The sequence below is a fragment of the Sphingobacterium yanglingense genome (assembly GCF_004363245.1).
GTDB lineage: Bacteria > Bacteroidota > Bacteroidia > Sphingobacteriales > Sphingobacteriaceae > Sphingobacterium > Sphingobacterium yanglingense.
Genome location: NZ_SNYV01000017.1, coordinates 213,500 through 237,850 on the forward strand (window position 1 = coordinate 213,500; position 24,351 = coordinate 237,850).

A 24,351-nucleotide genomic window follows, 5' to 3' on the forward strand; every position below is an offset into this window, starting at 1 on the left:
TAACTTCCTAAAGACGAAAAAAAGCTCATAGCAAGCAAGTCCGCCATTTAGACTGAGTTTATTACCGCAAAAGTAATCAAATTATTTAAGCAATACGCTCTATCTCTACTTTGTCGGTCAACTTGAAATGGTTCATATTTTTCACCAATAACAAGCCTGGTGTTTTTCCGACTTCTAGAGAACCTAGACTTTCTTCAACAGTTAGCGCTTTAGCCCCGTTAATAGTAGCCCATTTCAACGTTTGAATGAAGTCTAGATCCGGAAAATGCTTATGTAGCACTTTCAGCTCATCTAAGATACTGAGACTGTCATTAGAGGCCAAACTATCTGTTCCGATAGCTATCTCACATCCATTCTGTTCGAAAATATTAACTTTTGGAAGTGCATCTTCTATATATAGGTTGGCTTTTGGACAAAGACACATTACGACGTCTCTTCCCATTCTTCGGATAAAATCCAGATCTTTCAACGAAGTATAGGTATTGTGCACAAGTATCACCTTATTTCCTGTCGGAAGATAAGACATATAGGTCTGCACTGAATTTCGAGCTTGCGCTTTAAATTCGTCTGCAGGGAATCCTATCTGTTTATAAAAATCTAAAAACTCACCGGTTTTATAGCGAAATAACTTATTTTCCTCTTCACTCTCCTGATTGTGGATAGAAATAATATTATCCTCCGACACCGATTTTTTAAACGCTTTAAAAAGAGCTTTAGAGCAAGAATACGGGGCGTGCATTGTAATTGAGGCATGACCGGAATCAAAATTAAACTCAACTTCACGTGCTTCGTCAATCTTTTGAGCAGCTTCATCTTCCTTAAGGCCGAGTATCTCCACAAAAGTGTGATAAGTAATCTTACTGTTTTCTTTTACTTTAGCTGAAATAGCAGAATTTACATGGTCACCGACTGCCTGTATGCCATTTGCATACATCGTACGGTCGGCCTCTGCCATCGCTTCTTGAACAACGTCATCATCAGCACCACGGTTAGACATCACTTCAGTAATGAACTTAACCAAGCCTTGTTTCTGAGGAATCTTGCCCAATAAGTGCGACAATTCTAAATGACAGTGTGCGTTAATAAATCCAGGAATCAGAACACCTTTCAAGCGTTCGATTTCTACATCTTTAGGCACAGAATCATTATCATATACTCCTAAGACTGTACCATTTTCGTCCATTGCAATGACCCCATTCTTTATAGGGCTGGACGTGACTGGCATCACATAATCAGCTGAATAATAATGAACCATTTATATATCAATAGTTAGTGTGTGTGTGCATATTTTCTAAAGGAAAAAGACTTAACCCATTAGAAAATGTAAATCTACTACAAAATATTGCTTTAAACCAATAGTGATGACAAATTAAGCAATTTTTTTTACACAAAGTTGATGGTTGTTTTTTTTGTAAAAAAAATAGACTATGTTTGCGCCATCGAAAAGGGGTGCCTTGTTCATTCAGAACACAAAAAAGGCTGAGATTATACCCATCCCGACTAAACTCGGGAACACCTGATCTGGATAATGCCAGCGTAGGGAAGGGCGGTTAAATGTAACACTATTGTGACCCCTTGCAATAGTATGGTTTAACTCAAAATACGTTTCAAATTTTATGATTAAGCATTTTTTTGCTACTTGGTTGTTAACACTGCTTGTTACCATAAGCGTCACGGCACAACAAAAACTTACCGTACGCGTAACAGACCAACAAGCTCTTCCTATTCGAGGAGCCACAATCACTATCGACAGCAAATCAAAACAGACCAATGAACAGGGCCTAGTTATTTTTTCAATAGAACAGGAGGGGCCAAAAGATGTAAAGGCGCAGTATCTTGGCTTCAAGACCTCAGTAACGCGTCTCACTGATGGACGAAGTCATGTCGACATTATCCTTAATCCTTTGCATCTACAGACCGGTGATGCCTTTGTATATGCCACCCGGGCAAAAGATAATGCAGCCACGACATTTAAAAACATTAATAAGGAAGATCTTCAGAAAGCAAATCTTGGGCAGGACATCCCCTACCTTATCAATCAAACACCGGGAGTAGTAGTAGGATCGGACGCAGGTGCTGGAATTGGATACACAAACATTACGATACGCGGATCGGACAATGAGCGTATTAATGTAACTTTAAATGGGATTCCACTCAATGATGCCGAAAGCATGGGATCGTTCTTCGTCAATTTACCTGACTTTGCTTCAAGCATGGAGAACGTACAGATACAACGCGGCATCGGAACTTCCACCAATGGTGCTGGTGCTTTTGGGGCCTCATTGAATATACAAACCGACGCTTTAGAAAACAATCCTTATGCCGAACTAAACAACAGTTTTGGTTCGTATAACTCCTGGAAAAACACGGTAAAAGTAGGGTCAGGATTGATTAATGATAAGTACGTATTCAATGCTCGTCTATCGCGAATAGCTTCGGATGGCTATATGGAAAGAGCAACCTCTGACATGAAGTCTTTTTATGTCGATGGTGGCTTATATACCGAAAAACACACACTGAAGGCGACACTCTTTTCTGGTAAACAGAAAACTTATCAAGCGTGGACAGGTGTCCCAGAACCACTGATTAAAGGTGATAGGTCACTATTAACGGAGTATGCCGGCACGGGATTGGGAATATATGACGGTCCCGAACTCGAGCGGATACTTCAAGCGGATAGGCGGTACAATGTATACACCTATGACAATCAAACTGACAACTACACACAGACACATGCCCACTTGCATTATACAAACCGCATCAATGATAAGCTAGACCTCAACACGGCACTACACTATACCCGTGGCGCAGGATATTATGAGGAATACCGCATCAAAGATCAGCTTGCCAAATACAACATGGAAGATGTGACTTTGGGTGGAGAGAAAATAAAGAAGTCGGATCTTATTCGTAGAAGGTGGTTGGATAACCATTTTTATGGGCTGACCTATGCTTTAAACTACAGGCCTACAAATGCCCTCAACATGACTTTAGGAGGTGCCTACAATCAATATAAAGGGGATCATTATGGAGAGGTAATCTGGTCAAGATATGCTTCGAACAGCGAACTAGGTGACAAGTACTACCTAAACGACGCCAAGAAAAATGACTTTAATGTATTTGGTAAACTAGACTACAGGATCAACAAATGGTTACTGAATATCGATATGCAGTACCGTAACATCTATTATCAGGTGCAAGGGAATGATGATAAGGTCAAAAACATGGATTTTGACAACAACCTCAATTTCTTCAATCCCAAAGCTGGTGTTACCTATTTTATCGATCCGAACTCAAACTTCTATGCTTCGTATGCTTATGCCAACAAGGAACCTGTCCGTAAGGATTATGTGGAGAACCCCCGCAATGAATTCCCGAAAGCCGAAAGAATGCAGGATATAGAAGCAGGATACCGTTTTAACAACAGTAATTTCAGCTTAGGAGCCAATGTCTATGCCATGCTTTACAAAGACCAGTTGATACCTACAGGATCTATCAATGATACAGGAGGGGCCCTACGCATGAATATACCAAAGAGCCATCGAATAGGTATCGAGCTAGATGGTGCCTGGCAGATTAGCAAACAGTTTTCATGGGCCGCCACCCTAGCGTTGAGTGACAATAAGATCAAAAACTTTATAGAGTATGTTCCTGTATACGATGATGACTGGGTAAAAATCAGAGAAGAAGTAATTGAGCATGGTAATACCAACATCCTCAAATCTGCGTCCACTATTGCATCCAACAACTTTACTTATGCACCAATGGAAGCTCTTACCTTCAGTTTAATGAGCAAGTACGTATCTCGCTTGTACCTGGACAACACCTCAAGCAAAGAACGCTCGATAGATCCCTCATTTGTAAACAACTTTGTAACACGGTATAGTTTCCAGGCACTAGGCCTACAGCGTATCGATTTGAGCTTAGCGGTAAACAATATACTAAACAGCAAGTATGAATCACATGGCTATACCTGGAGACAGATGTTCGAATCCAAAGGGACTATAGAACACTACAATTTCTATTACCCACAGGCGACCACTAACTTTATGTTGGGATTAAATATTAGATTCTAGTTGTTACAAAGCACATTTGAATAGCATAAATTAAAGTGAGCACCGGTTGACCTTAAATTCGACCGGTGTTTATCATAATAGGACACAACTCCATTCCTGTTTTTTTAAATATGGACTATATCAGTAGAGGGTACAGATAACAAACATTTCGGCACCATGCCCTAATGAAGCTTTTATTTCTAGGAACTAAATTCGGGATTTGTATATTTGCCTTCAACCGAAGTAGGACATCCCTACTCGACAGTTATGGATAATCAAAGACAAGCCAATTTATTAACAGATCTTCGAGCAGACAGCTATGAGGCATTCTATGCCATCTATAACGAACTCGGCCCTATAATAGCCTCCAAGTTACTACAAATCGTAAAAGACCCAAACATAGCAGAAGATCTTCATCAGGAAACCTTTCTTAGGTTATGGGCTTCAAGAGGCCAAATCCCCAAAGAGTCGAACCTAAAGGCATACATCTTTACCATCGCAAAAAATCTATCAATAGATTTTTTTAGAAAAATCGCTAAAGATAGAAAATTGCAACGTGAAATATTCCAACATCTCACCATCACCTACGAGCACGTGGATGCTCTTATCCAATCACAAGAAAACGCTGAGATTTTTCAACAAATATTAAACCTTCTCCCTCCTCAGAGAAAACAGGTTTTCTTACTGATCAAAATGGAAGGCAAATCCTACCAGGAAGTTGCAGACTTTTATGGAGTTTCTCTCAGCACCATAAAAGACCATATGGCCAAAGCAATGAAGCTGGTAAAGACACAACTCAAAGCAAATCACCTATTAGCTATTGCTATTATCAGCATAAAAATAATATTTCAATAATTTTTTCCTTTAGAGCCGAGAGATTCTCCTCTTCCCACGTCTTACAATCATTAAATCTAATTTTGCATTGGAACGCTTAGACTATATACTAGAGAAATACTTGAATGGCAGCTGTAATGAACAAGAGTTTCATGAGCTATGGCAAATCCTGTCTGAAAATCCTGATCTGATAAACCAGGATCTTCACAATAGATTACAGAATACGTTCGTTCAAACCACTCCATTGACGAACAACGCTCTAATTGAGGGAATTGTAAAACGAAACAGGATCTGTTTAGAAAAGGTAGTCCCAATACCTCGCCAGAAATCAAAAACATATCTTTTATATAATTTCAAACTAGTGGGCGCAGCAGCGATATGCCTGATTTTTTCTTTTATATACTACCTTTCTGTTCATAAGGTACAACACGAAGAAAGTTTAAATGAAACCGGCTCGATACTACAGTATATTCCAGCCACACAACAGGCAACGCTAACACTAAATGATGGTAGATTTATACGATTAGATAGCGGTACAACATCACAGATATCTTTGCAAGGCGATGCACTTCTGATCAACGGAGAGGAAACCCTACAAGGAAGCGTTTTAAATAAGGAAGTCACAATCAGTACCCCTCGAGGAGCTTATTTTATCGTCACATTACCCGACGGAAGTAAAGTTCATTTACACGCTGCAAGTAAAATTTCCTTTTCATCTTCATTCCAATCTGCAAGAGCAGTACAACTATGGGGGGAAGCATACTTTGATGTCACCCACGATCCATCCAGAAAATTTACAGTCAAAACAGAAAAACAGTCCGTAGAGGTACTGGGAACACGATTTAATATCGGTGCATATAGCAACGAACCAACACAGACAACCTTAGTCGAAGGTTCCGTAAAAGTATTGACCCCAAACCATAAAAGCATAATACTCAAACCTGGAGAACAAGCTGTCAACCGTAACGAAAATCTAACGATCAGAAACGTAGATAGTGAAGACTACACGTCGTGGACTCAAGGAGAATTAAGATTTGTAAAAGAACCGATAAACATTTTACTCGAAAAAATATCGAGATGGTATAATATTGACGTCCAAATAGATGAAAACGTCCCCACATCGGTTACCTTTTCAGGTCAACTATTTAAAGAAACTCCTTTAAAGGATTTTCTCTATAGCCTACAAGAATCGTCGAAAATCAGTTTCGAACTAAAAGAGAACAAACTAATCGTAAAAACAAAAACCTAAAATCAGCATATATGTAAAAAACAACTAACCAACACGCATCATTTTTCTTTACAACTAACCCGTAAAGGAATATTCTTCTAACCAAATCCAAATTAAACATGTAATCATGTTGCAATGAAAAAAGTACACGTTAAAATCAATAATCAGAAGTTCCCTTATAGGAACATCCCTGTCATTCTATTGCTAATGCTATTGACATTACATGTCTTCGCACAAAACATTACCTTAACCAAAAGGAACGCAAGGATCACAGACGTATTAAAAGAAATCAGAAAACAAACAGGTTATAATTTTGTTCTTAACGACCAACTTATTAACCAAGCAAAACCAGTAACCCTAAATGCTCATAATGTTTCATTGAAACAACTCTTGGATGAGTTATTTCAAGACCAACCATTTACCTATAGTTTAAATAACCGTATTATCACCATTGTCCCCAAGAACCCAGGCATTGCAGCAATCCAGGTTCAACAACAGGAGTCTATTCTCCGGGGAATCGTAATGAATAAAGAGGGAAAACCCATAGCAGGAGCATCCGTAAAGCTACTGAAAGAAGGTAATGCAAGTAGCACCCTTACTGACGGTACATTCCAGTTAAAACAGCAACTAGCCAATGATTCTATACTAGTCAGTTATCTAGGTCACAAAAAAAGCGTAATCGCTGTACGTCTTGGAATGGCTCATCTAAAGATAATACTGACCGAAGCCACTGAGGAAGTACAGGATGTCGTTGTTACCGGTATATATACCAGAAATAAAGACAGTTTTACAGGGGCAACAAGTAGATACAGTAGACAAGAGTTAAAAAATGTCGGCAATGCCAACATTATCCAAAGTTTAAGGACCCTTGACCCCACCTTCAATATGGTGGAGAATAACCGATTTGGTTCTGACCCCAATAGGTTACCAGATCTAGAGATCCGAGGCAAAAGCAGTATCGTTGGATTAAAAGAACAATTCGGTGCCGACCCCAACCAACCGCTTTTTATCTTGGATGGCTTTGAAGTACCTCTGCGTACAGTCATGGACCTCAATATGAATAGAGTAGAAAGTCTAACCATTCTAAAGGATGCCGCTTCTACAGCTATTTATGGGTCGCGAGCTGCCAACGGAGTGATTGTTATCGAAACCAAAGCACCACAGGCTGGTGAGCTAAGGCTAACCTATTCTTCAGACCTTAGTTTCACTGGGGCCGATTTTTCAAGTTACAACCTCATGAATGCTCAGGAGAAATTGGATTTTGAAAAATTAGCCGGCAGATATAGCTATCTGGCAGCTGCTACTGCCCCTCAGGGTCAACAATACTTAGACAGTCTATACAATCAACGTCAGAAAGAAGTGGCACGTGGAGTCGACACTTACTGGCTTAATGAACCTGTAAGAAACGTCATCACTCATGGACATAATTTATATGCCGAAGGAGGAAGCGAATCTTTCCGCTTTGGTGTAGGATTAAGTCATAAAGAGCTAAATGGTGTTATGAAGGGATCTGGAAGAAACACAACCGAAGGCAACACTGATTTAACATACCGTAAAGGAAGATTAAACTTTTACAACAAAACGGCTATACAATATTATAAATCTACAGAATCCCCTTACGGAGCATTTGCTTCCTTTTCTAGAACTAATCCCTATTATAGAAAATCCAATGAGAACGGAGGTATAGACCGTTACCTAGAAGTATCCAAAGACTATCAAGGACAAGAATACCTGGTTTCAAATCCGATGTGGAATGCAATTTTAGGAAATAAAGATGAACAAAACTTTACAGGGTTCCGAAATAATTTCATGGCAGAATGGCAATATGACCAAGCATTAAAACTAAGAGCTCGTACAGGATTAAATAAAGGCACATTAGAGCGGGAGGCTTTTATATCTCCCGAAGATACCCGCTTTGACCGGACAGCGCAAAACCTAAAAGGACGATATGACAATGGTAGAACCGACACCTGGTCCTATGAAGGAGAAATTGCTGCTATTTATGGAAAAAACTTCAACCACCACCACCTCATTAACGGTGTCGCTGGTTGGAACTTTATGGAATCTAACCAGAGAAGGAAAGCCTTCACAGCAGTCGGCTTTCCTGAAGGTATTGCAGGCTCTCCGGCATTTGCAAACACCTATCTACAAAACAGCAAACCCGAATACCGGACTAGTGTCTCACGGGCTACGAGCTTTTTTACTAACCTAGGTTATTCCTATAACAACCGTTATCTGATGGACTTCAGCTACCGGGCTGATGGTTCTTCCATCTTTGGTTCAACTCAGCTTTTCACACAAACTTGGTCACTCGGACTTGCCTGGAATATGCACCAAGAAAAATGGTTAAAAAATAGCGAAGTATTTGATCTTTTAAAAATAAGAGCATCCATAGGGAATCCAGGAAATCAAAACTTCAATGCTTATCAAGCCCTCACAACTTATACGTATAATACCAATGTCATCAACAATTTCGGTGTTGGTGCAGTGATCGAAGCATTAGGAAATCCAGAATTGAAATGGCAAAAAACGCTAGATAAGAATATTGGTTTCGACGCTGTAATCCTACAAAATAGATTACGGATAAACTTTGATGCCTATAATAAGCGAACTGATCCTCTATTAGCAATCATCAACACCCCCGTTTCCATGGGCTTTCCGACGCTAACCACCAACTTTGGGACACAAACCAATGAGGGAGTCAGTGGTATGATCAGTTATTCTCCAATCTATAAACCGAACGAACGAATCAACTGGACAATAAGCTTGACTGGAAGAGCAGAAAAGGCCAAATTCAGCAACCTCGAACAAGCGCTCAAAAGCATGAACGACGAGAATAAGGGATTAAATCTTACCCGATACTATGATGGCGGAAGCCCTTCTTCCATCTGGGCCGTACCATCTCTGGGAATAGACCCGCTCACTGGAAAGGAGACCTTTTTGAAAAAAAGTGGCGAACAGACCTTCAAACACGACTATATGGATGAAATTGTAGTCGGTAATACGATGCCTAAATGGGAAGGTGTATTCGGCAATACGTTCTATTATAAAGACTTCAACCTTTCGGTATACCTCAGGTATAGGCTGGGAGGACAACAGTTTAATCAAGCATTATTTGATAAGGTGGAAAATATAAGTACAGAAGGATTAAAAAGCAACCAGGACAAAAGAGCATTTTATGACCGCTGGAAACAACCGGGAGATCTAGCTCCCTTCCGAGGAATATCACTAACAGATAATACTCCTATGTCTTCACGCTTTGTGCAAGATGATAATAGTATCCTTGGAGAATCTTTTTCTATAGGATATACTGTTCATAATGGATGGATTGAAAAACTAAATATCAATAACTTAAATATGAGACTATATTTTAATGATTTTTTTCATCAATCAACCATCAGAGCGGAAAGAGGTATCGATTATCCATTTGCTCGTTCGATCTCCTTTTCATTAAATCTAACATTCTAAATCGTAATTGACATGAAGCTTCTGAAAAATATACTTTTAATAAGTTTAATCGTTTTTACTTCATCCTGTAAAAAATGGCTTACTGTAAACCCGGATGATCGGAGCACAGAAGATCAACTTTTTCAATCCGTCAAAGGGTTTTATACCGCATTGAATGGTATTTATACCGATCTAACAAATAATGATTCCTATGGAGCTGCCTGGACAATGACCATCACTGAAATTTTGGCTCAAAGGTATAATGTCCATCAAGAACATACTTTGTTTGCTATTGCAAACTATGCTTTTCAGCAAGAAACTGTAAAATCTAGCATGGAAAACATTTGGGGTAAAGCCTACTTTCAAATCTCAAGCACAAATAACATCCTTGAACAGATTGAAAAAAGAAAAACTCTTTTTACGACCAATACGGATTATGCACTAATAAAAGGTGAGGCTTTAGCTTTACGTGCTATGCTCCATTTTGATCTACTGCGTCTTTTTGGTCCTATGCCTACATCGGGGAGCCAACTAGAAGCCATCCCCTACTACACTGAAAACAACAGAAAGGCAGCTCCTATGTTGTCATTTGATAAAGTCATTGAAAACATAGTTACAGATTTGAATTCCGCGGTGGAGTTACTGAAAGAAGATCCAATAATTACGGAAGGGCCCCTATACAGCGAAAGCCAACTTGGGGGAGACTTACAGAGACGTTATAGAACACTCCGATTAAACTACTTTGCCACATTAGGATTGCTCGCGCGGGTACAACTGTATGCTGGAGACAAACAGCAGGCTTATGCCTGCGCCACTACTGTAATAAATCAAGGAGCAAAATGGTTCCCTTTTATTAAAACGAGCAATATCATGGGGTCCAGCAAGAATCCGGACAGAATATTCTCCACCGAGATACTATTCTCTCTTCAAGCACCACAGAGACAGCAGGCGCATCTAGCCTATTTTACACCAGAACTTGACGCCAAGAATATACTTGCTCCGCTCCCCAAAAGGTTGGAAAATGTATTTGAAAAAAATCAAAATGATTTTCGCTACACTCCAATCTGGATTTCTAAAGATGGTAGTGAAGACGCACGAGTATTTGCGAAGTATAAAAACGTAGAAGACTCTAGGTTAAACTTTAACAATCGGATACCGATAATCCGATTGAGTGAGATGTATTATATCGTAGCCGAAAGTCATAAAGATCCAAACGAAGGTCTTAAATTTCTCAATACAATCCGCAACGCCAGAGGACTTGTTTCACTAAGTGGTTTAAATAACGAACAAAAGCAATTAGAAATAGAAAAAGAATACACCAAAGAATTTTACGGCGAAGGCCAGCTTTTCTTCTTCTTTAAACGAATAGGAAAAACCACTATACCGGATGGTAAAAGTGTAAATAACATAAGTATGTCTGCAAGCAAATATGTTATTCCTCTTCCCGAAAGCGAAACCAGGTACCGTAATTAACAACAATAACAATGAAAAAGATTAAAACATATATAGGTCTTATTTTTGGAATTTCTATACTATGCATTAGCTGTCAAAAGGACATCCCAGTCTTCTCGAGTGCCTCTACTGTTTATTTTGAAATGTTCAGTCCAAAACTTGGTCTCGCCGAACTTATAGACACCACTCAAATTACTTTTGCATTTGCTCAGGAAAACGTAAAAGACAGCACAATCCAACTGAGAACGAAAATATCAGGCTTATCATCTACGGATATAAGATATATTACAGCTCGAGTAGACAAGCAAAAAAGTACAGCGCAAGAAGGAATAGATTTCGAACCCTTACTAGAAAAATACCTTATTGAACCTGGAAAAGTGGAAATTAACATTCCTGTAATCCTTCGTAGAACCCAAACACTCCAACAGAAGGATCTTTTTCTTGTCATCAAACTTGAAGAAAATGAATTCTTCTCGCTAAACATGTGGAATTCTACAAATAACGCAAAGGAAGACGTAAGCTATACACAACACTGCATCGCATTCAATGATATCATTAGTGAGCCCCCTACCTGGAATACCAAATACTACTACTGGGGGCAGTTTTCCCGAAAGAAGCTAAATCTTATGAGCGAATTAACAGGATTCGGGCTAGCCAAGTTAACGGGCTATCTAAGTGTGGCGCAGATGCGTTACGTTGGGACAGTGACAAAAGAACACCTAGATATGATGACTGCTAAAGACACTCCAATATTAGATGAGGATAATTCACTGATGGTCATGGGACACTACATAAATTAAGACACAGGAAATGAAAAAAATAAGCATAATTATATTAGGCATATCCTGCCTGGTTAGCCTAATCCTTTCTTGTAGTAAGGATATTGGAAACTACAACTACATCACACTGAATAACATACAAATCAGCGACATGGCTACTTCTTACGAGGCCGAATACCTGATGGATACCTTAAAAATATCTCCCAGGATATCTTTTTCTAAAGAGGAGTTGGATGCTAAAGGCCTCAGTTATGAGTGGAGTGCTATCCCCAAAGCCTCAGGTATAGGCTCTGAAAAAAAGATATTAGGTCTTGAAAAAGATCTTGTATATCGCGTAGAACTTTTACCAGCGACCTATGACATCTATTTCAAAGTCAAGAATATGACAAATAACACCATCTATGAACAAAAGGCCGAAATAAAAGTCAATACGGCAACCTATGAAGGCTGGATGGTACTGACCGAACAAAATGGTAAAGGTAAACTAGGGATGGTTTCATTAAAAGGTAACGGAAGCACTTATACATTAATCCAAAATGTATTGGAAAAGACTGAAGTAAGAGAGATAGACGCACCTCGTAGTATTCAATATTGCAACAGTATGGGAGCTTGGGAGAATATTATGATTATTGGAGCACAGTCCGCCCATAGAGTTAATCCAGCTTTTTTCACTTGGAGTCCAGATCAAGATTTCAAATACGAAATGCTAGATAATACCCCCGACAACAATCCTGCGAAAATAGTAACAGTCGACTTTTTTAGTGAATTTCTCATTACTAACAAAGGAAATCTATACTTTAAAGATCCTATAGACGAGGATATCTTTACTGCTCCTAAAAATAGAGATGACCAAGGAAAAGCATTTAGAGCTGCGCCTTTTGTGGCCTACGGCTCAAACACCTATTCAGTAAATGCAGTAGTTTTTGATACAGATGCCAAACGTTTTTTAAAATTAGGGAATAAAGCAACTAGGTGCTCAACCATACCAGATGGATCACTTTTCTCTTACACCACCAACAAAGAGCTTTTACACCTAAGCAACAGCGCATTCAATAATGCCGACAACTTTGCTATCATGAGGGACAATGACAATCAACATTACCTGTATCGTTTTAATATAGGTAACTCAAACATTTCGCAGACCTATTATGACAAAATTTACAGCAGCGAAATACAAGGAGCGACGCATTTTGCCGTGCATCCCACGCTAGGCTACATCTTCTTTGCTAAGGGGGGAGCAATCTACGAATATGATATGAACCTGCGCATGGCTAAGAAAATGGCAGACTATGGAAATAAAAAAGTGACTTTATTAAAATTTAACACCTTTACATCGACTGGTAAATACTATAAGCCAGCGTACAAGGAGTTAGACCAACAACTTATCGTTGGGATCAATGCTCCATCACAAAGCCAAGAGGCATCTGCCTCTTTACTACTATATGAGGTTCCTACTATCAATAGAGACCTCATTTTAAAAAATCAGTATGATGGCTTCCCTAAAATAATAGATGTAACATATAGAGAGAGATGGAATTAATAATACAAAAAAAAATGATAAAGCTTCTAATAACGTTGCTAACATTAGTAGGAACAAATTATGCATTATGCTCCAAATCATTTGCCCAAACTTCGCAAGCCTTTGTTTTCAAAGGGAAGCTTCAAAATGTCTCTAATGACATGTTATACCTCATTCGATTTAGAGATGGAACACAAATATTAACCGATTCTACACAGGTACGAAATGGAGAATTTAAGCTAACAGGTCGTTGTGAAAGCCCGGAATATGTACTCTTTAAACTCGGTAAAGGGTCTAGTCGATATTTTTTTATAGAACCGGGAGAATTTATTCTTACTGAAAGTAGCGTCAATATATCTAAGGGAGAAATAACAGGCTCTAAAAGCGATAGTCTTTATCAATATTTGACTACAGAACAAGAAAAAAACAGACACGCAGATGAAGCCGAGACCAAGATCTTTAATGAAGCATATGTCAAAGATTCTAAAACTAGCCAACCTGTCTTGGATAAATTGTTACAATTTAGAAACAAGCAAAAAGCCGACTTTAAAAAGGTCCTATTTGAACATGCGGATAATGCAGCAGCACAGTTTATATACGCCACTCACTATGGTGAAGAGGGGGATCTAAAAGAAATAGAGAATTTCATTAGCGCTGCCAAGGGCTCTAACAGTACATATCTTCAAACTCTTCAAGACCGAGTAGATTTCTATCAGGGAATCGCAGTAGGAGCAGAAGCGCCAGATTTTACTTTACCCGATATCAATGGCAGCCCCCAACAATTGAGCAAGTACAGAGGGCAATATGTTCTCCTTGACTTCTGGGCAAGTTGGTGCACACCATGCAGAATGGAAAATCCAAATGTAGTTAAAGCTTACGAGCGGTTCAAAGACAAGGGGTTTACAGTTATCGCAGTATCCTTAGATAATAAGATAGAAGCTTGGAAAAAAGCCATAGAAATGGATGGGTTGCCGTGGCATCATTGGGGAGATCTAATAGGATGGCAATCACCAGTGGTACAAAAATACAATGTAAAAGGAGTTCCATTCTCCTTATTGATCGACCCTAACGGTATCATCCTCGCAAAAGATCTAAAAGGTGAAAACCTTCATATTAAACTTGAAGAAGAACTGATAAAAAGAAAGTAATGCACAAATCATTAGTACTGTTATCTCTAATCCTTATTAGTATAACAATCAAGGCACAAGAAAAAATATCGTTCTCTATAAAGGGGAGTGTAGTCAACGGAGACAATAGCACCGTCACCCTTAGCTACAACGAAATTGGAAAATACGAGATCATAGACTCTAGCATAGTGCGACACGGAGGATTTGAAATAAGAGGTAAGCTTGCCGAAGCACAAACGCTTAACCTCAAAATAGGCGCACTTAGTCATCCGGTATTTATCGGCTCGGACACCGAAAAAATCGATATAAATATTGACCTCGATCGGAAACAATGGCATATAGAAGATGATGAGAACATGCTCCTATCACAAATGACCCACAAACCTGGTGCGGCATTTCGACAATGGACGCATGCCTTGGGGCAAAAAGAACAGGCTATATTACAAAATGACGCCCGTACAGTAGAAAACTGGGAAACACAGGCAGAGCTTGCGAAAGAGAGAGTAAAAAATGATCTGAAAGAAAACAGCTCATTTTTTAACTCTCTTACCGGTATATCTGTATTCTATGGTTTTTACAAATACCTACCTTTAGCAGACAAGGGAGAGCTCTTGAATCAATTTTCGGCAGAGCTTCATTCCAGCACCTACTACAAAAATATGTTTACCGACTACCAAAGGCGTATACGTCTAGCACCGGGCAGAGAGGCTCCTCTCTTTTCATTGGTAGACACTACAGGACACACACACAACCTTACCGATTACAGAGGTCGATATGTACTTCTCGACTTCGGTGCATCTTGGTGCTATTGGTGTAAAAAAGAAGAGCCATTTGTTTTAAAAGCACATCAACAGCATCAAGGAAAACTAACAGTAATTAACATCTCTATGGATACAAAAAAAGATCTTTGGATTAAAGACCTTCAGCAACAACAATATCCATGGATCAGTATTAGTGATTTACAAGGTTGGAATAGCCCAACCGCAACTGATTACTATGTACAAGGTGTACCGAGGATCATATTAATAGATCCCCAAGGTAAAATAATTGCGGACAATCTCCGAGGAGAAGCAATGTTAAAGACAATAGAAGACTTGCTACAGTAACTCATTTTTCCATATATTTAGGTTGCCCACATCATAATGGGCAACCTTTTTTATACTCCACTAAATTGCTTGCTCCTATTTTATTTTTTAATTTTAACCCATGCGCGCAGTAATACAACGGGTGACACAGGCTTCATGCACTGTAGATGGAAAGATAACGGGGAAAATAGAAAATGGTCTATTAGTATTGATAGGTATTGAAGAGGAGGACGGACAGCAGGATATCGAATGGTTATCCCAGAAGCTAGTCAACCTGCGGATCTTCAGTGACGAGCAAGGACTGATGAATAAATCCATACAGGATATCGATGGAAACATTCTATTCATTTCTCAATTTACCCTCTTTGCACAGACAAAAAAAGGAAACCGTCCATCGTTTATACGAGCAGCAAAACCGGGTAAAGCAGAACCCATGTATCTAGAAATGGCCAAACACCTTTCTTTATTACTAAACAAAGAGGTGCAACTGGGAATATTTGGTGCCGATATGAAAATCGATCTCCTTAACGATGGTCCCGTCACCATCATGATGAATACCAAAGACAAGGATAATTATTAAAGAATAAGATGTCAGATTTGAAATATGAGACATCAGTACAAAAAATTACGATCATCTCTATACGCACATCTCAATACTCATATCTCAATACTAAAATCTAAAAACAATGACAATCAAAGAAGCACAGGAAATAGTAGATAAGTGGATTACTACCACTGGCGTACGTTATTTTAATGAACTGACAAATACTGCCATGCTTATGGAAGAAGTCGGTGAAGTGGCACGCATTATGGCGAGACAATATGGCGAACAATCTTTCAAAAAATCAGATAAAGAGGTCAACCTAGCCGACGAGATGGCAGATGTACTTTTTGTACTGATATGCTTGGCCAATCAAACAGGAATAGATCTAACGGAAGCTTTAGAAAAAAATCTAGACAAAAAGAACATGCGGGATGCCGAGCGCCATAAAAACAATGAAAAGTTAAAGTAGATCAACTAATCTACTTTAACTCAATCTCTGCATATAAAGGCAAATGATCCGATGGATAAGAAGCGTTGATGACTTCATACTTCTTCCATTTAAACTTAGTCGGATTAGAAATCAGAATATAATCGATTTCTTCCTTTGCCCCAACATTTGGAAAAGTTGGTTTATTACTTTTTGTGTTCCGTACAAAATACTTTTCTAAAGCCTGAATAGCTTTAGAATCTGACGAAGCATTCAGATCTCCCACCAAGAATAATGGATTAGTATAATTTACAGCTAGATCATTAATAAACTGGGTTTGTGCAATTCTATTCTCCTCTTTAAGATCTAAATGTGTATTGGCTAAGGAGATTTTCTTTCCATTTGCCAACACGATATCCACGATGGCCACCGAACGGTTTTCACTCTTCACAGGCATTGGTAAATCAAAACGACGTTGATCCTCTATTTTATGCTTTGTCAATATAAGTACTCCATATTCTCCTTTTTCCAAATCAATTCCTTTAGAAAAAAAATAGTTTGTATTAGTCAGCTCGGCCAATCGCTTAGCTTGGTCGATGTTTCCTGAACGCGACACATTGACATCGACTTCCTGAATCCCGATTACATCCGCATCAGCTTGCTTAATAACCTCTGCAATAGCCTCTAAATCAATAACACCTGGCTTTGAAGGTGGATTAGCATGATGAATATTGTAAGTTAAAATTTTCACCGTCTGAGCTTGCAGAAAAAAGACAGTAAGTAGGAATAGAAGGGTAACTAAATAGCGCATAATTCGATAATTTATGTGAATATAGTTATCTTTAGTTGGAAAGACTAAACTAATTTCAAACCGAAGAGCTAAGCAATAACCAACATATTAGATTAATCGCATCAACAAGAAATAGGTATAAGAAATATTAAAAACAACACAAATAAACAAACCCATACATTATGATCAAACATCTTTGGCTATTTGTAGTCGTTTCCTACACCATGGTAGGTTGCAGTACGCCACAGCGCACTCATAATCAAGATACACAAACTTTCAAAAACGGAGCTGTAGTTACAGCCCATCCCCTGGCCTCAGCTGTAGGGGTAGAGATATTACAAAAGGGAGGTAACGCAATAGATGCTGCTATTGCAGTCCAATTTACACTAGCTGTAGTGTACCCCAATGCAGGAAACATAGGAGGAGGAGGCTTTATGGTATACCGTGACAAAAATGGAGAAGTAGCAGCGTTAGATTTCCGCGAAAAAGCACCTGCTAATGCTAGCAGAGACATGTATCTAGACAAAGACAATAACCCTATAGTAGATCTGAGCCTATATGGTCAACTGGCAGCTGGTGTCCCTGGATCAGTGGCAGGAATGGACGAGGCCTACAAAAAACAGGGTAGCTTACCCTGGAAAGAACTGTTAGCTCCAGCAATACGCCTAGCAAAGGAAGGATTCCCTATTACGGCTCAACAAGCGGGCGAATTCAATCGCTACAAAGAAAGGTTCCAACGGCACAACCAACAAGGAGCCGCCATCATCAAAGAGACGGAATGGAAAGAAGGTGACCTATTTGTTCAAGTACAGCTAGCGGAGACCATAGAACGTATTGCCCAACACGGTCGTGACGGCTTTTACAAAGGTCCAACTGCCGACTATATCGTAGCTGAGATGAAACGAGGAAATGGTATCATCTCTTACAACGATCTCGAGGATTACCAAGCTATTTGGCGTACTCCTATAGTAGGTTATTATAAAAATAACAAAATCATCTCGATGCCTCCTCCATCAAGCGGCGGGATAGCCTTACTAGCGTTGTTACAATCCGTAGAGAATTATCCTTTAAAACAGTGGGGATTCCAATCCGATAGCACAGTGCGTGCTATTGTTGAAGCGGAACGCAGAGTCTACGCAGACCGTGCGACCCATTTGGGAGACCCCGACTACTATAAAGTCCCTGTAGCTGAGCTTACGGATGCAACTTTCAATAAAAATAGAATGGCTAGAGTTTCATTAGCCAAAGCAACAGATAGCGAACAGATTAAAGCAAGTATATTCCCGGGATATGAATCCGAAGAAACAACCCATTTCAGCATCGTTGACAAAGATGGAAATGCTGTTTCTCTTACTACCACGATAAACGGATCATATGGATCTTGTGTATGGGTCGACGGTGCAGGTTTTTTATTAAACAATGAGATGGATGACTTCTCCGTAAAACCAGGTTCGCCAAATATGTATGGCCTATTAGGGGGGAAAGCAAATGCCATAGAACCAGGCAAACGTATGCTCTCGGCTATGACTCCCACCATTGTAGAAAAAGATGGAAAGCTAAGGATGGTGGTAGGTACTCCCGGGGGATCGACCATCATCACTTCGGTATTGCAGACTATCCTGAATGTACTAGAGTTCGATATGACCGCGCAGGAATCGGTAAGTGCGGCACGTTTTCACCACCAATGGAAACCGGATTATATCGACGTTGAGGAACAAGCAATTGACACAAAAACCCGTGCTAGCTTAGAACAAGATGGATACAAAATCAATAAACGCGGTGCGATAGGACGCGTAGAGAATATTGTAGTACTGCCTAATGGGCATCTACAAACAGGAGCAGATCCTAGAGGCGATGATAAGGCTATGGGCTATTAATTTAGCCCTCACCTAAAAACCGTTCGTCGATTTGCTTGTTTGCTTTAGCACCTAGGACTTTTAGGTTCTCAACCTTCCGGACTATATTCCCTGGTCCGGAGGAAAGTTTACGCATAGCCTCATTATGCTTTTCAGAAGCTTTATCTAGATGGTTTTGTATCTGTTCCATATCCCCCAAAAATCCGACAAATTTATCATACAGTAATCCTGCTTCTCGGGCGATATCCAGGACATTTCTATTCTGGCGTTCCTGCTTCCAAATAGCTGCAATAGTACGTAAAGTCGCCAACAACGTCGACGGACTAACAATTACGACCCTTCTATCCCAAGCATCCGAAAACAGGTCTGGCTTATGCATTACCGCCACACTTAATGCGGACTCTATAGGCATAAATAGCAATACAAAATCTGGCGAATGTATACCATAAAGGCTATGATAGTTCTTGACGGAAAGCTCACGCACATGGTTCTCTACCGATTGAACATGCGCCTTGAGATACAGCGCTCGCTCTTCATCCGTATTTGCATTCACAAATCGATCATAGGAAACCAGCGACACCTTGGCATCCACCACTAGCTGCTTGTCATCAGGCAGATCAATTACGGCATCTGGTTGTAAGCGTCTCCCCTGCTCATCAGCAAGAGCGACTTGCATACGGTACTCTTGATCCCGATTCAAACCAGAGCGTTCCAATACCCGTTCCAAAACAACCTCTCCCCAATTTCCTTGCTTCTTAGAGTCTCCTTTTAATGCTCGTGCAAGATTTCCAGCTTCATTCTTAATTTCCAAGCTCTGCTGCATCAATTGCTCAACAACCCCTTTCAGCACATTACGCTCAGCAGCTTCTTGATTATAGGTCTTCTCCACCCGCTCCTCAAAACTCTTGATTTTATCTTTTAGCGGATCTAATAACTTACCAAGCTGTTCCTGATTATAAGCCGTAAATTTCTGTGTCTTTTCTTCTAGAATCCGATTAGCCAACACCTGAAAATCAGCATTAAATTTCTCTTTGATTTGGGCTATTTCTTCTTTCTGCTCCGCATACTTTTCTTGTTGTGCCTGTAGGTACGCATTCGTCCCTTCCAACGTTCGCTCCAGCGCCTGTCGCTCTTGACGTTCTTTCTCTAATAAACTTTTTAGCGATTGCGTTTCAACGGTCAACAGCGATACATGATGCGCTGCAGTCGAAGCTTTAACTTCCATTTGCTGTCTCGCGACGAGCGCCTCCTGATAATCTCCTGCCGATACGGCTCTGCCATTACGCCATATCAGATAAGCACAGGCAATAATAAGGACTGCTAATATAAAAAACAAAATATACTCCATAGTATCAGAAATACAAATAGCTATTGTAGTTTTTGATGAGTCCGCCACCAAAGATCGGGCATCTCCCCAGCTACCGCAAGCTGGTAATCTTCATAGCGGCAAGGCACCAGATAATAACGTTCATTGATCGATTTAGTACCAAAATAAGGAACCTGCATCCACCAACGATCCGACTTTTTACTTTTCACAAAGACCAACTCATGCTCTTCGTTTTCTAACTGTGTGCGATAAATGATATAAGCTGACTTTGGAATCAGTGGAGCATCATTTTTACGGTTATAATAACCGTCTACAAAGCACCATATCATTTGCGAGACCAACATTGCTGTCTGTTCCATAGGATCAAATGTAGGGTTGAATTCATAGAAACCAATTGAACTACATTTGTCGGACATTCCAGCGTATCGCGCCAATTGACAGGCTTCGTCGCCAAACAGTCCATTAGGCACTGCATTGGCATTACCAGGAGCCTCAGAAGCGCGAATCGCACCGATATCAAAGCTTATAAGGTCTGCCGCTCTGATAATAGGTTCTGCCTGATCCAGCTTACCTGCAATCATGCCGACCCGCTGTGCATTAAAGAAGAGTTTATCGTACATATTAATAGACTCTTTACTAACCAAATAAGTCTGATAAGCCACATTATTTAAATTGAACAGGTAATCTGGCTGATGTAAGATAATATGATTCAGGTAAGTCTGTGAGTTTAATGGTGTCTCCTGGGTACTCGCCTGATCAAGGTCAAACTTTGCATCTACAATAGCTACCTCCACACGTTGCTCCAAATCTTCATAGCCCCTATACTGCGCATAAGTGAGATCCTGTCCTCCTCCAATAATGATCGGAACAATATCAGATTTAACCAGTTCTTCTACAACCAACCGAAGAGCGGCATAGGTATCTTCCACCCGGTTCCCCGGCTTAATATTCCCTAAGTCCGCAATCGCTATCGGGTAATCACCTTGGTACAACTCATATAAATGCTTCCTTACCGCATTAGGAGCCTTTGCCGCTCCTTTGTTACCAATGGATTGCCTATCTTCCTCAACCCCTACGATAGCAAGATGTGGTCTGCTTTCGGGATTGTCCAACACCGGAAACTCATCCGTATATGCCTGGATGGAATGCCCAAATTGAGAATTGAAATATTCGCCGTTGACTGAAAAATCAGTAATAGTGAGGGGAGAGAAAAAGTCTGCTAATGACATAGATTTAAGTGAAAGATCAGAAGTAAAAGTATAAAACCACATGCATTCTGCTGCAATCAGGTCTAGCTAAATCTCGCTATATTACAAAAATGCATTAATTAATATAGGAAATGGCTAAAAAATATCCACAAAATGTGGGAAAGTTGATTAATTTGCATAGGAATTAGCAATGGGTTATCTTTGAGAACATCAAGTATTTCAACAATAAAATAGCACGTGATATTAGTAACAGGAGGAACAGGTTTTTTAGGCTCGGCAGTGATAAAACGCCTGGTTGAAAAAGGAAATGCGATAATAGCCCTAAAAAGGGAAAGCTCATCTATCCCCGATAGCCTGAAAGCATCATCCCTGATTGAATGGATAGACGCTGACATTACCGACTATTTCGCTCTAGCGGACATCTTCAGTCGGGTTACCCATGTCTATCACTGTGCTGCCAAGATTTCCTATCAGAAACAAGATGCCGAACAAATGCTTCATGTCAATGTGCAGGGTACCCAACATATTGTCAATCTATCATTAGAATATAAAGCCAGACTGGTCCACGTCAGTTCAATAGCTGCATTAGGCACAAATAAACTCGGCAGACCCGTAGACGAAGAGGACAAATGGGAATATGACATCAACATGTCCAACTATTCTTTATCAAAATATAAAAGTGAACTTGAAGTATGGCGCGGTATTACTGAAGGGCTAGATGCTGTAATCATAAACCCTTCTGTCATCATGGGGGTCAATCCAGCTAAATCTGGCTCTGCTGTCATTTTTGACTTGGTAGACAAAGGAATCAAGATCTATCCTCCCGGTTCTGTAGGGATTGTGGATGTAGATGATGTTGCAGACATTATGATCCTGTTAATGGAGCGTACGGACATCACGGCCCAGCGATATGTATTAAACAGTGAAAATATCTCCAATAGACAATTGTTAACAGAAATAGCAGAGCTACTTGGGAAAAAAGCTCCAACAATAGCTGCAAAACCATTTATGCTCCAGATTGCATGGCGCGCTGCAAAACTCCTGGCTAAACTAAAGGGAAAGCAACCTACGTTAACAAAGGAATCTGCGTATGCCGCGGCAGCAAAGCTAGCCTACTCCAACGCAAAAATTGTCAAAGAAACAGGATATACCTTCAAACCTTTGGCCCAGACACTGCAAGAAATAGCAAACACATATTCATAAAACACATACAACAACCTAAACCCAATGAGACCTAAAGGAGTTTAGTCAACAGGCACCTAGAGGTATCATTCTAAAACCGTTTATTGCAATGAAAGATTATTACATCATTGATTTTGACAGTACCTTCACACAAGTAGAGGCTCTTGATGAGCTTGCCCGGATATCTCTGGAGGGTGATCCCGAACAGGAAAAAGTATATCGGGAGATCGAACGCTACACCAACCTGGCTATGGAAGGTAAGATTTCATTCCGCGAAAGCCTAGCTGGTCGTATCAGTTTACTGAAAGCCAATAAAGGCCACCTGAACAAGCTAATAACCCACCTTAAAAAAAAGGTTTCCAAATCATTTGATCGCAATAGAGAATTTCTAAAGAATAATACGGACACCGCATGGATTGTCTCTGGTGGCTTTAAGGAATTCATTACCCCTGTCGTATCCCCTTACGGAATAAAAAAAGAAAATATCTATGCAAATACGTTCCTTTTTGACGATGAGGGTAATATCATAGGGTATGACGAGACCAATCCCTTATCAGATGAAGGAGGAAAAGTCAAACTCCTTCAGGAACTTAAAATTCAAGGACGCCTTTTTGGAATAGGCGATGGCTACTCTGATTTCCAGCTCAAAGAATCTGGTTTGATAGAGAAATTTTTTGCCTTTACAGAGAACATATCTAGACAGAGCGTGACTGAAAAAGCTGATCATGTAACCCCAAGCTTTGATGAATTCTTGTATGTCAACGATCTCCCCCGCGCGATTTCCTATCCTAAAAACAGGATTTTATGCCTCATTGTTGGCGATGTACCCGAAATATCAAGCCATATACTAAAAAGAGATGGCTTCTCCATTAGAGTCAAAGACACCTTTGAGGAAAAGTATACAAAAGATGTAGGGATGTTATTGCTGGGTCCAGGAATCGATATTGCGGACGAACAACTGGAAAGAGCGGCAAAACTAAAGACTATAGGTTACTTGGGAGATGTAAAAGGCCACATGAGTAAGCACATCTGCAGCCAAAAGGGCATTGTTGTCTTTGATGACAAAAAAAACAAAACCCACAATGCGGAGTTTATTCCAAGACGTATGGCCGAATTTATCAATAATGGGGATACGGACCAAAGCCGTAATTTCCCTAACCTTATACTTCCCAAAAAGATAAAAGGTCACCGTCTGCTTCATATCCATAAAAATGTACCGGGAATAATGGCACAGCTCAACAGCGTTTATGCAGAAAATGAAATCAACATTTTAGCTCAATTCCTGATGACCCGAGGCGATATCGGCTATGCTGTAACGGACATTGACACGAATTACGACAAAGGTCTGTTAAAACAATTAAAGCAGATAGACGACACTATTAAATTCCGGGTGTTATATAAATAGCTAGCTACTTTATGCTAGCTATACGACTATTTACATTAACATGATTACATCCATGTGAATTGAAGAAAGTTTTTTTGTAAATTCAC

18 protein-coding genes are annotated in these 24,351 nt (G+C 39.9%); 14 read left to right on the plus strand and 4 right to left on the minus strand.

The genetic code is table 11. From position 1 onward, the window contains the following. Positions 1 to 85: 85 nt before the first annotated feature. Positions 86 to 1,255, minus strand: coding sequence for an amidohydrolase family protein (locus tag CLV99_RS18970; RefSeq protein ID WP_133586088.1), 1,170 nt, complete (start codon positions 1,253 to 1,255; stop codon positions 86 to 88). Between the two features lie 361 nt (positions 1,256 to 1,616). Here CLV99_RS18970 and CLV99_RS18975 point away from each other — a divergent pair, with 361 nt between their 5' ends. The 11 genes from CLV99_RS18975 to CLV99_RS19025 all read left to right on the plus strand — a co-directional run bounded on the left by CLV99_RS18975 (position 1,617) and on the right by CLV99_RS19025 (position 16,539). Further along, positions 1,617 to 4,076: a TonB-dependent receptor gene (locus tag CLV99_RS18975; RefSeq protein ID WP_133586089.1), complete on the plus strand. Its 2,460-nt coding sequence runs from the start codon at positions 1,617 to 1,619 to the stop codon at positions 4,074 to 4,076. Between the two features lie 246 nt (positions 4,077 to 4,322). Further along, complete coding sequence (locus tag CLV99_RS18980) at positions 4,323 to 4,910, plus strand: RNA polymerase sigma factor (RefSeq protein ID WP_133586090.1); 588 nt, start codon at positions 4,323 to 4,325, stop codon at positions 4,908 to 4,910. A 67-nt stretch (positions 4,911 to 4,977) separates the two neighbouring features. Next, positions 4,978 to 6,138: a FecR family protein gene (locus CLV99_RS18985; protein WP_133586091.1), complete on the plus strand. Its 1,161-nt coding sequence runs from the start codon at positions 4,978 to 4,980 to the stop codon at positions 6,136 to 6,138. A gap of 114 nt (positions 6,139 to 6,252) precedes the next feature. Continuing rightward, positions 6,253 to 9,585: a SusC/RagA family TonB-linked outer membrane protein gene (locus tag CLV99_RS18990; RefSeq protein WP_133586092.1), complete on the plus strand. Its 3,333-nt coding sequence runs from the start codon at positions 6,253 to 6,255 to the stop codon at positions 9,583 to 9,585. 12 nt (positions 9,586 to 9,597) lie between these two features. After that, positions 9,598 to 11,037, plus strand: a complete 1,440-nt coding sequence (locus CLV99_RS18995; protein WP_133586093.1) for a RagB/SusD family nutrient uptake outer membrane protein — start codon at positions 9,598 to 9,600, stop codon at positions 11,035 to 11,037. Positions 11,038 to 11,048: 11 nt separating this feature from the next. Then, positions 11,049 to 11,816 (plus strand): DUF4843 domain-containing protein, encoded by a 768-nt coding sequence (locus CLV99_RS19000; protein WP_133586094.1) that lies wholly within the window; start codon positions 11,049 to 11,051, stop codon positions 11,814 to 11,816. 10 nt (positions 11,817 to 11,826) lie between these two features. Further along, the gene (locus CLV99_RS19005) at positions 11,827 to 13,335 is read left to right on the plus strand and encodes a PKD-like family lipoprotein (protein ID WP_133586095.1); all 1,509 of its coding nucleotides are present in this window, start codon (positions 11,827 to 11,829) and stop codon (positions 13,333 to 13,335) included. 14 nt (positions 13,336 to 13,349) lie between these two features. Then, complete coding sequence (locus CLV99_RS19010; protein WP_162850163.1) at positions 13,350 to 14,462, plus strand: TlpA disulfide reductase family protein; 1,113 nt, start codon at positions 13,350 to 13,352, stop codon at positions 14,460 to 14,462. Beyond that, on the plus strand, positions 14,462 to 15,547 hold the full coding sequence (locus CLV99_RS19015; protein ID WP_133586097.1) for a TlpA disulfide reductase family protein: 1,086 nt from the start codon (positions 14,462 to 14,464) through the stop codon (positions 15,545 to 15,547). The genes CLV99_RS19010 and CLV99_RS19015 overlap by 1 nt, the downstream gene beginning before the upstream one ends. A gap of 100 nt (positions 15,548 to 15,647) precedes the next feature. Continuing rightward, positions 15,648 to 16,106 (plus strand): D-aminoacyl-tRNA deacylase, encoded by a 459-nt coding sequence (gene dtd, locus CLV99_RS19020; protein WP_133586098.1) that lies wholly within the window; start codon positions 15,648 to 15,650, stop codon positions 16,104 to 16,106. A 106-nt stretch (positions 16,107 to 16,212) separates the two neighbouring features. Further along, the gene (locus CLV99_RS19025) at positions 16,213 to 16,539 is read left to right on the plus strand and encodes a nucleotide pyrophosphohydrolase (RefSeq protein WP_133586099.1); all 327 of its coding nucleotides are present in this window, start codon (positions 16,213 to 16,215) and stop codon (positions 16,537 to 16,539) included. 10 nt (positions 16,540 to 16,549) lie between these two features. Here CLV99_RS19025 and CLV99_RS19030 read toward each other — a convergent pair whose 3' ends face one another. Then, positions 16,550 to 17,308: an endonuclease/exonuclease/phosphatase family protein gene (locus CLV99_RS19030; RefSeq protein ID WP_133586100.1), complete on the minus strand. Its 759-nt coding sequence runs from the start codon at positions 17,306 to 17,308 to the stop codon at positions 16,550 to 16,552. 203 nt (positions 17,309 to 17,511) lie between these two features. On the opposite strand from CLV99_RS19030, the gene ggt reads away from it, so the two are divergent. After that, positions 17,512 to 19,164: a gamma-glutamyltransferase gene (gene ggt / locus CLV99_RS19035; RefSeq protein WP_133586241.1), complete on the plus strand. Its 1,653-nt coding sequence runs from the start codon at positions 17,512 to 17,514 to the stop codon at positions 19,162 to 19,164. Position 19,165: 1 nt separating this feature from the next. On the opposite strand, the gene rmuC is transcribed toward ggt, so the two are convergent. Together rmuC and CLV99_RS19045 are read right to left on the minus strand one after the other, a co-directional pair. Then, entirely contained in the window at positions 19,166 to 20,491 is a 1,326-nt protein-coding gene (gene rmuC / locus CLV99_RS19040) for a DNA recombination protein RmuC (RefSeq protein WP_133586101.1), read from the minus strand. Positions 20,492 to 20,511: 20 nt separating this feature from the next. Further along, the gene (locus tag CLV99_RS19045) at positions 20,512 to 21,699 is read right to left on the minus strand and encodes a formimidoylglutamase (protein WP_133586102.1); all 1,188 of its coding nucleotides are present in this window, start codon (positions 21,697 to 21,699) and stop codon (positions 20,512 to 20,514) included. 216 nt (positions 21,700 to 21,915) lie between these two features. Between CLV99_RS19045 and CLV99_RS19050 the strand changes: the two genes are divergently transcribed. Further along, entirely contained in the window at positions 21,916 to 22,881 is a 966-nt protein-coding gene (locus tag CLV99_RS19050; protein WP_133586103.1) for an SDR family NAD(P)-dependent oxidoreductase, read from the plus strand. Positions 22,882 to 22,969: 88 nt separating this feature from the next. Beyond that, positions 22,970 to 24,265 carry an HAD-IB family phosphatase gene (locus CLV99_RS19055; RefSeq protein WP_133586104.1) on the plus strand — a complete coding sequence of 432 codons (1,296 nt, stop codon included), beginning with the start codon at positions 22,970 to 22,972 and terminating at the stop codon, positions 24,263 to 24,265. Positions 24,266 to 24,351: the final 86 nt, after the last annotated feature.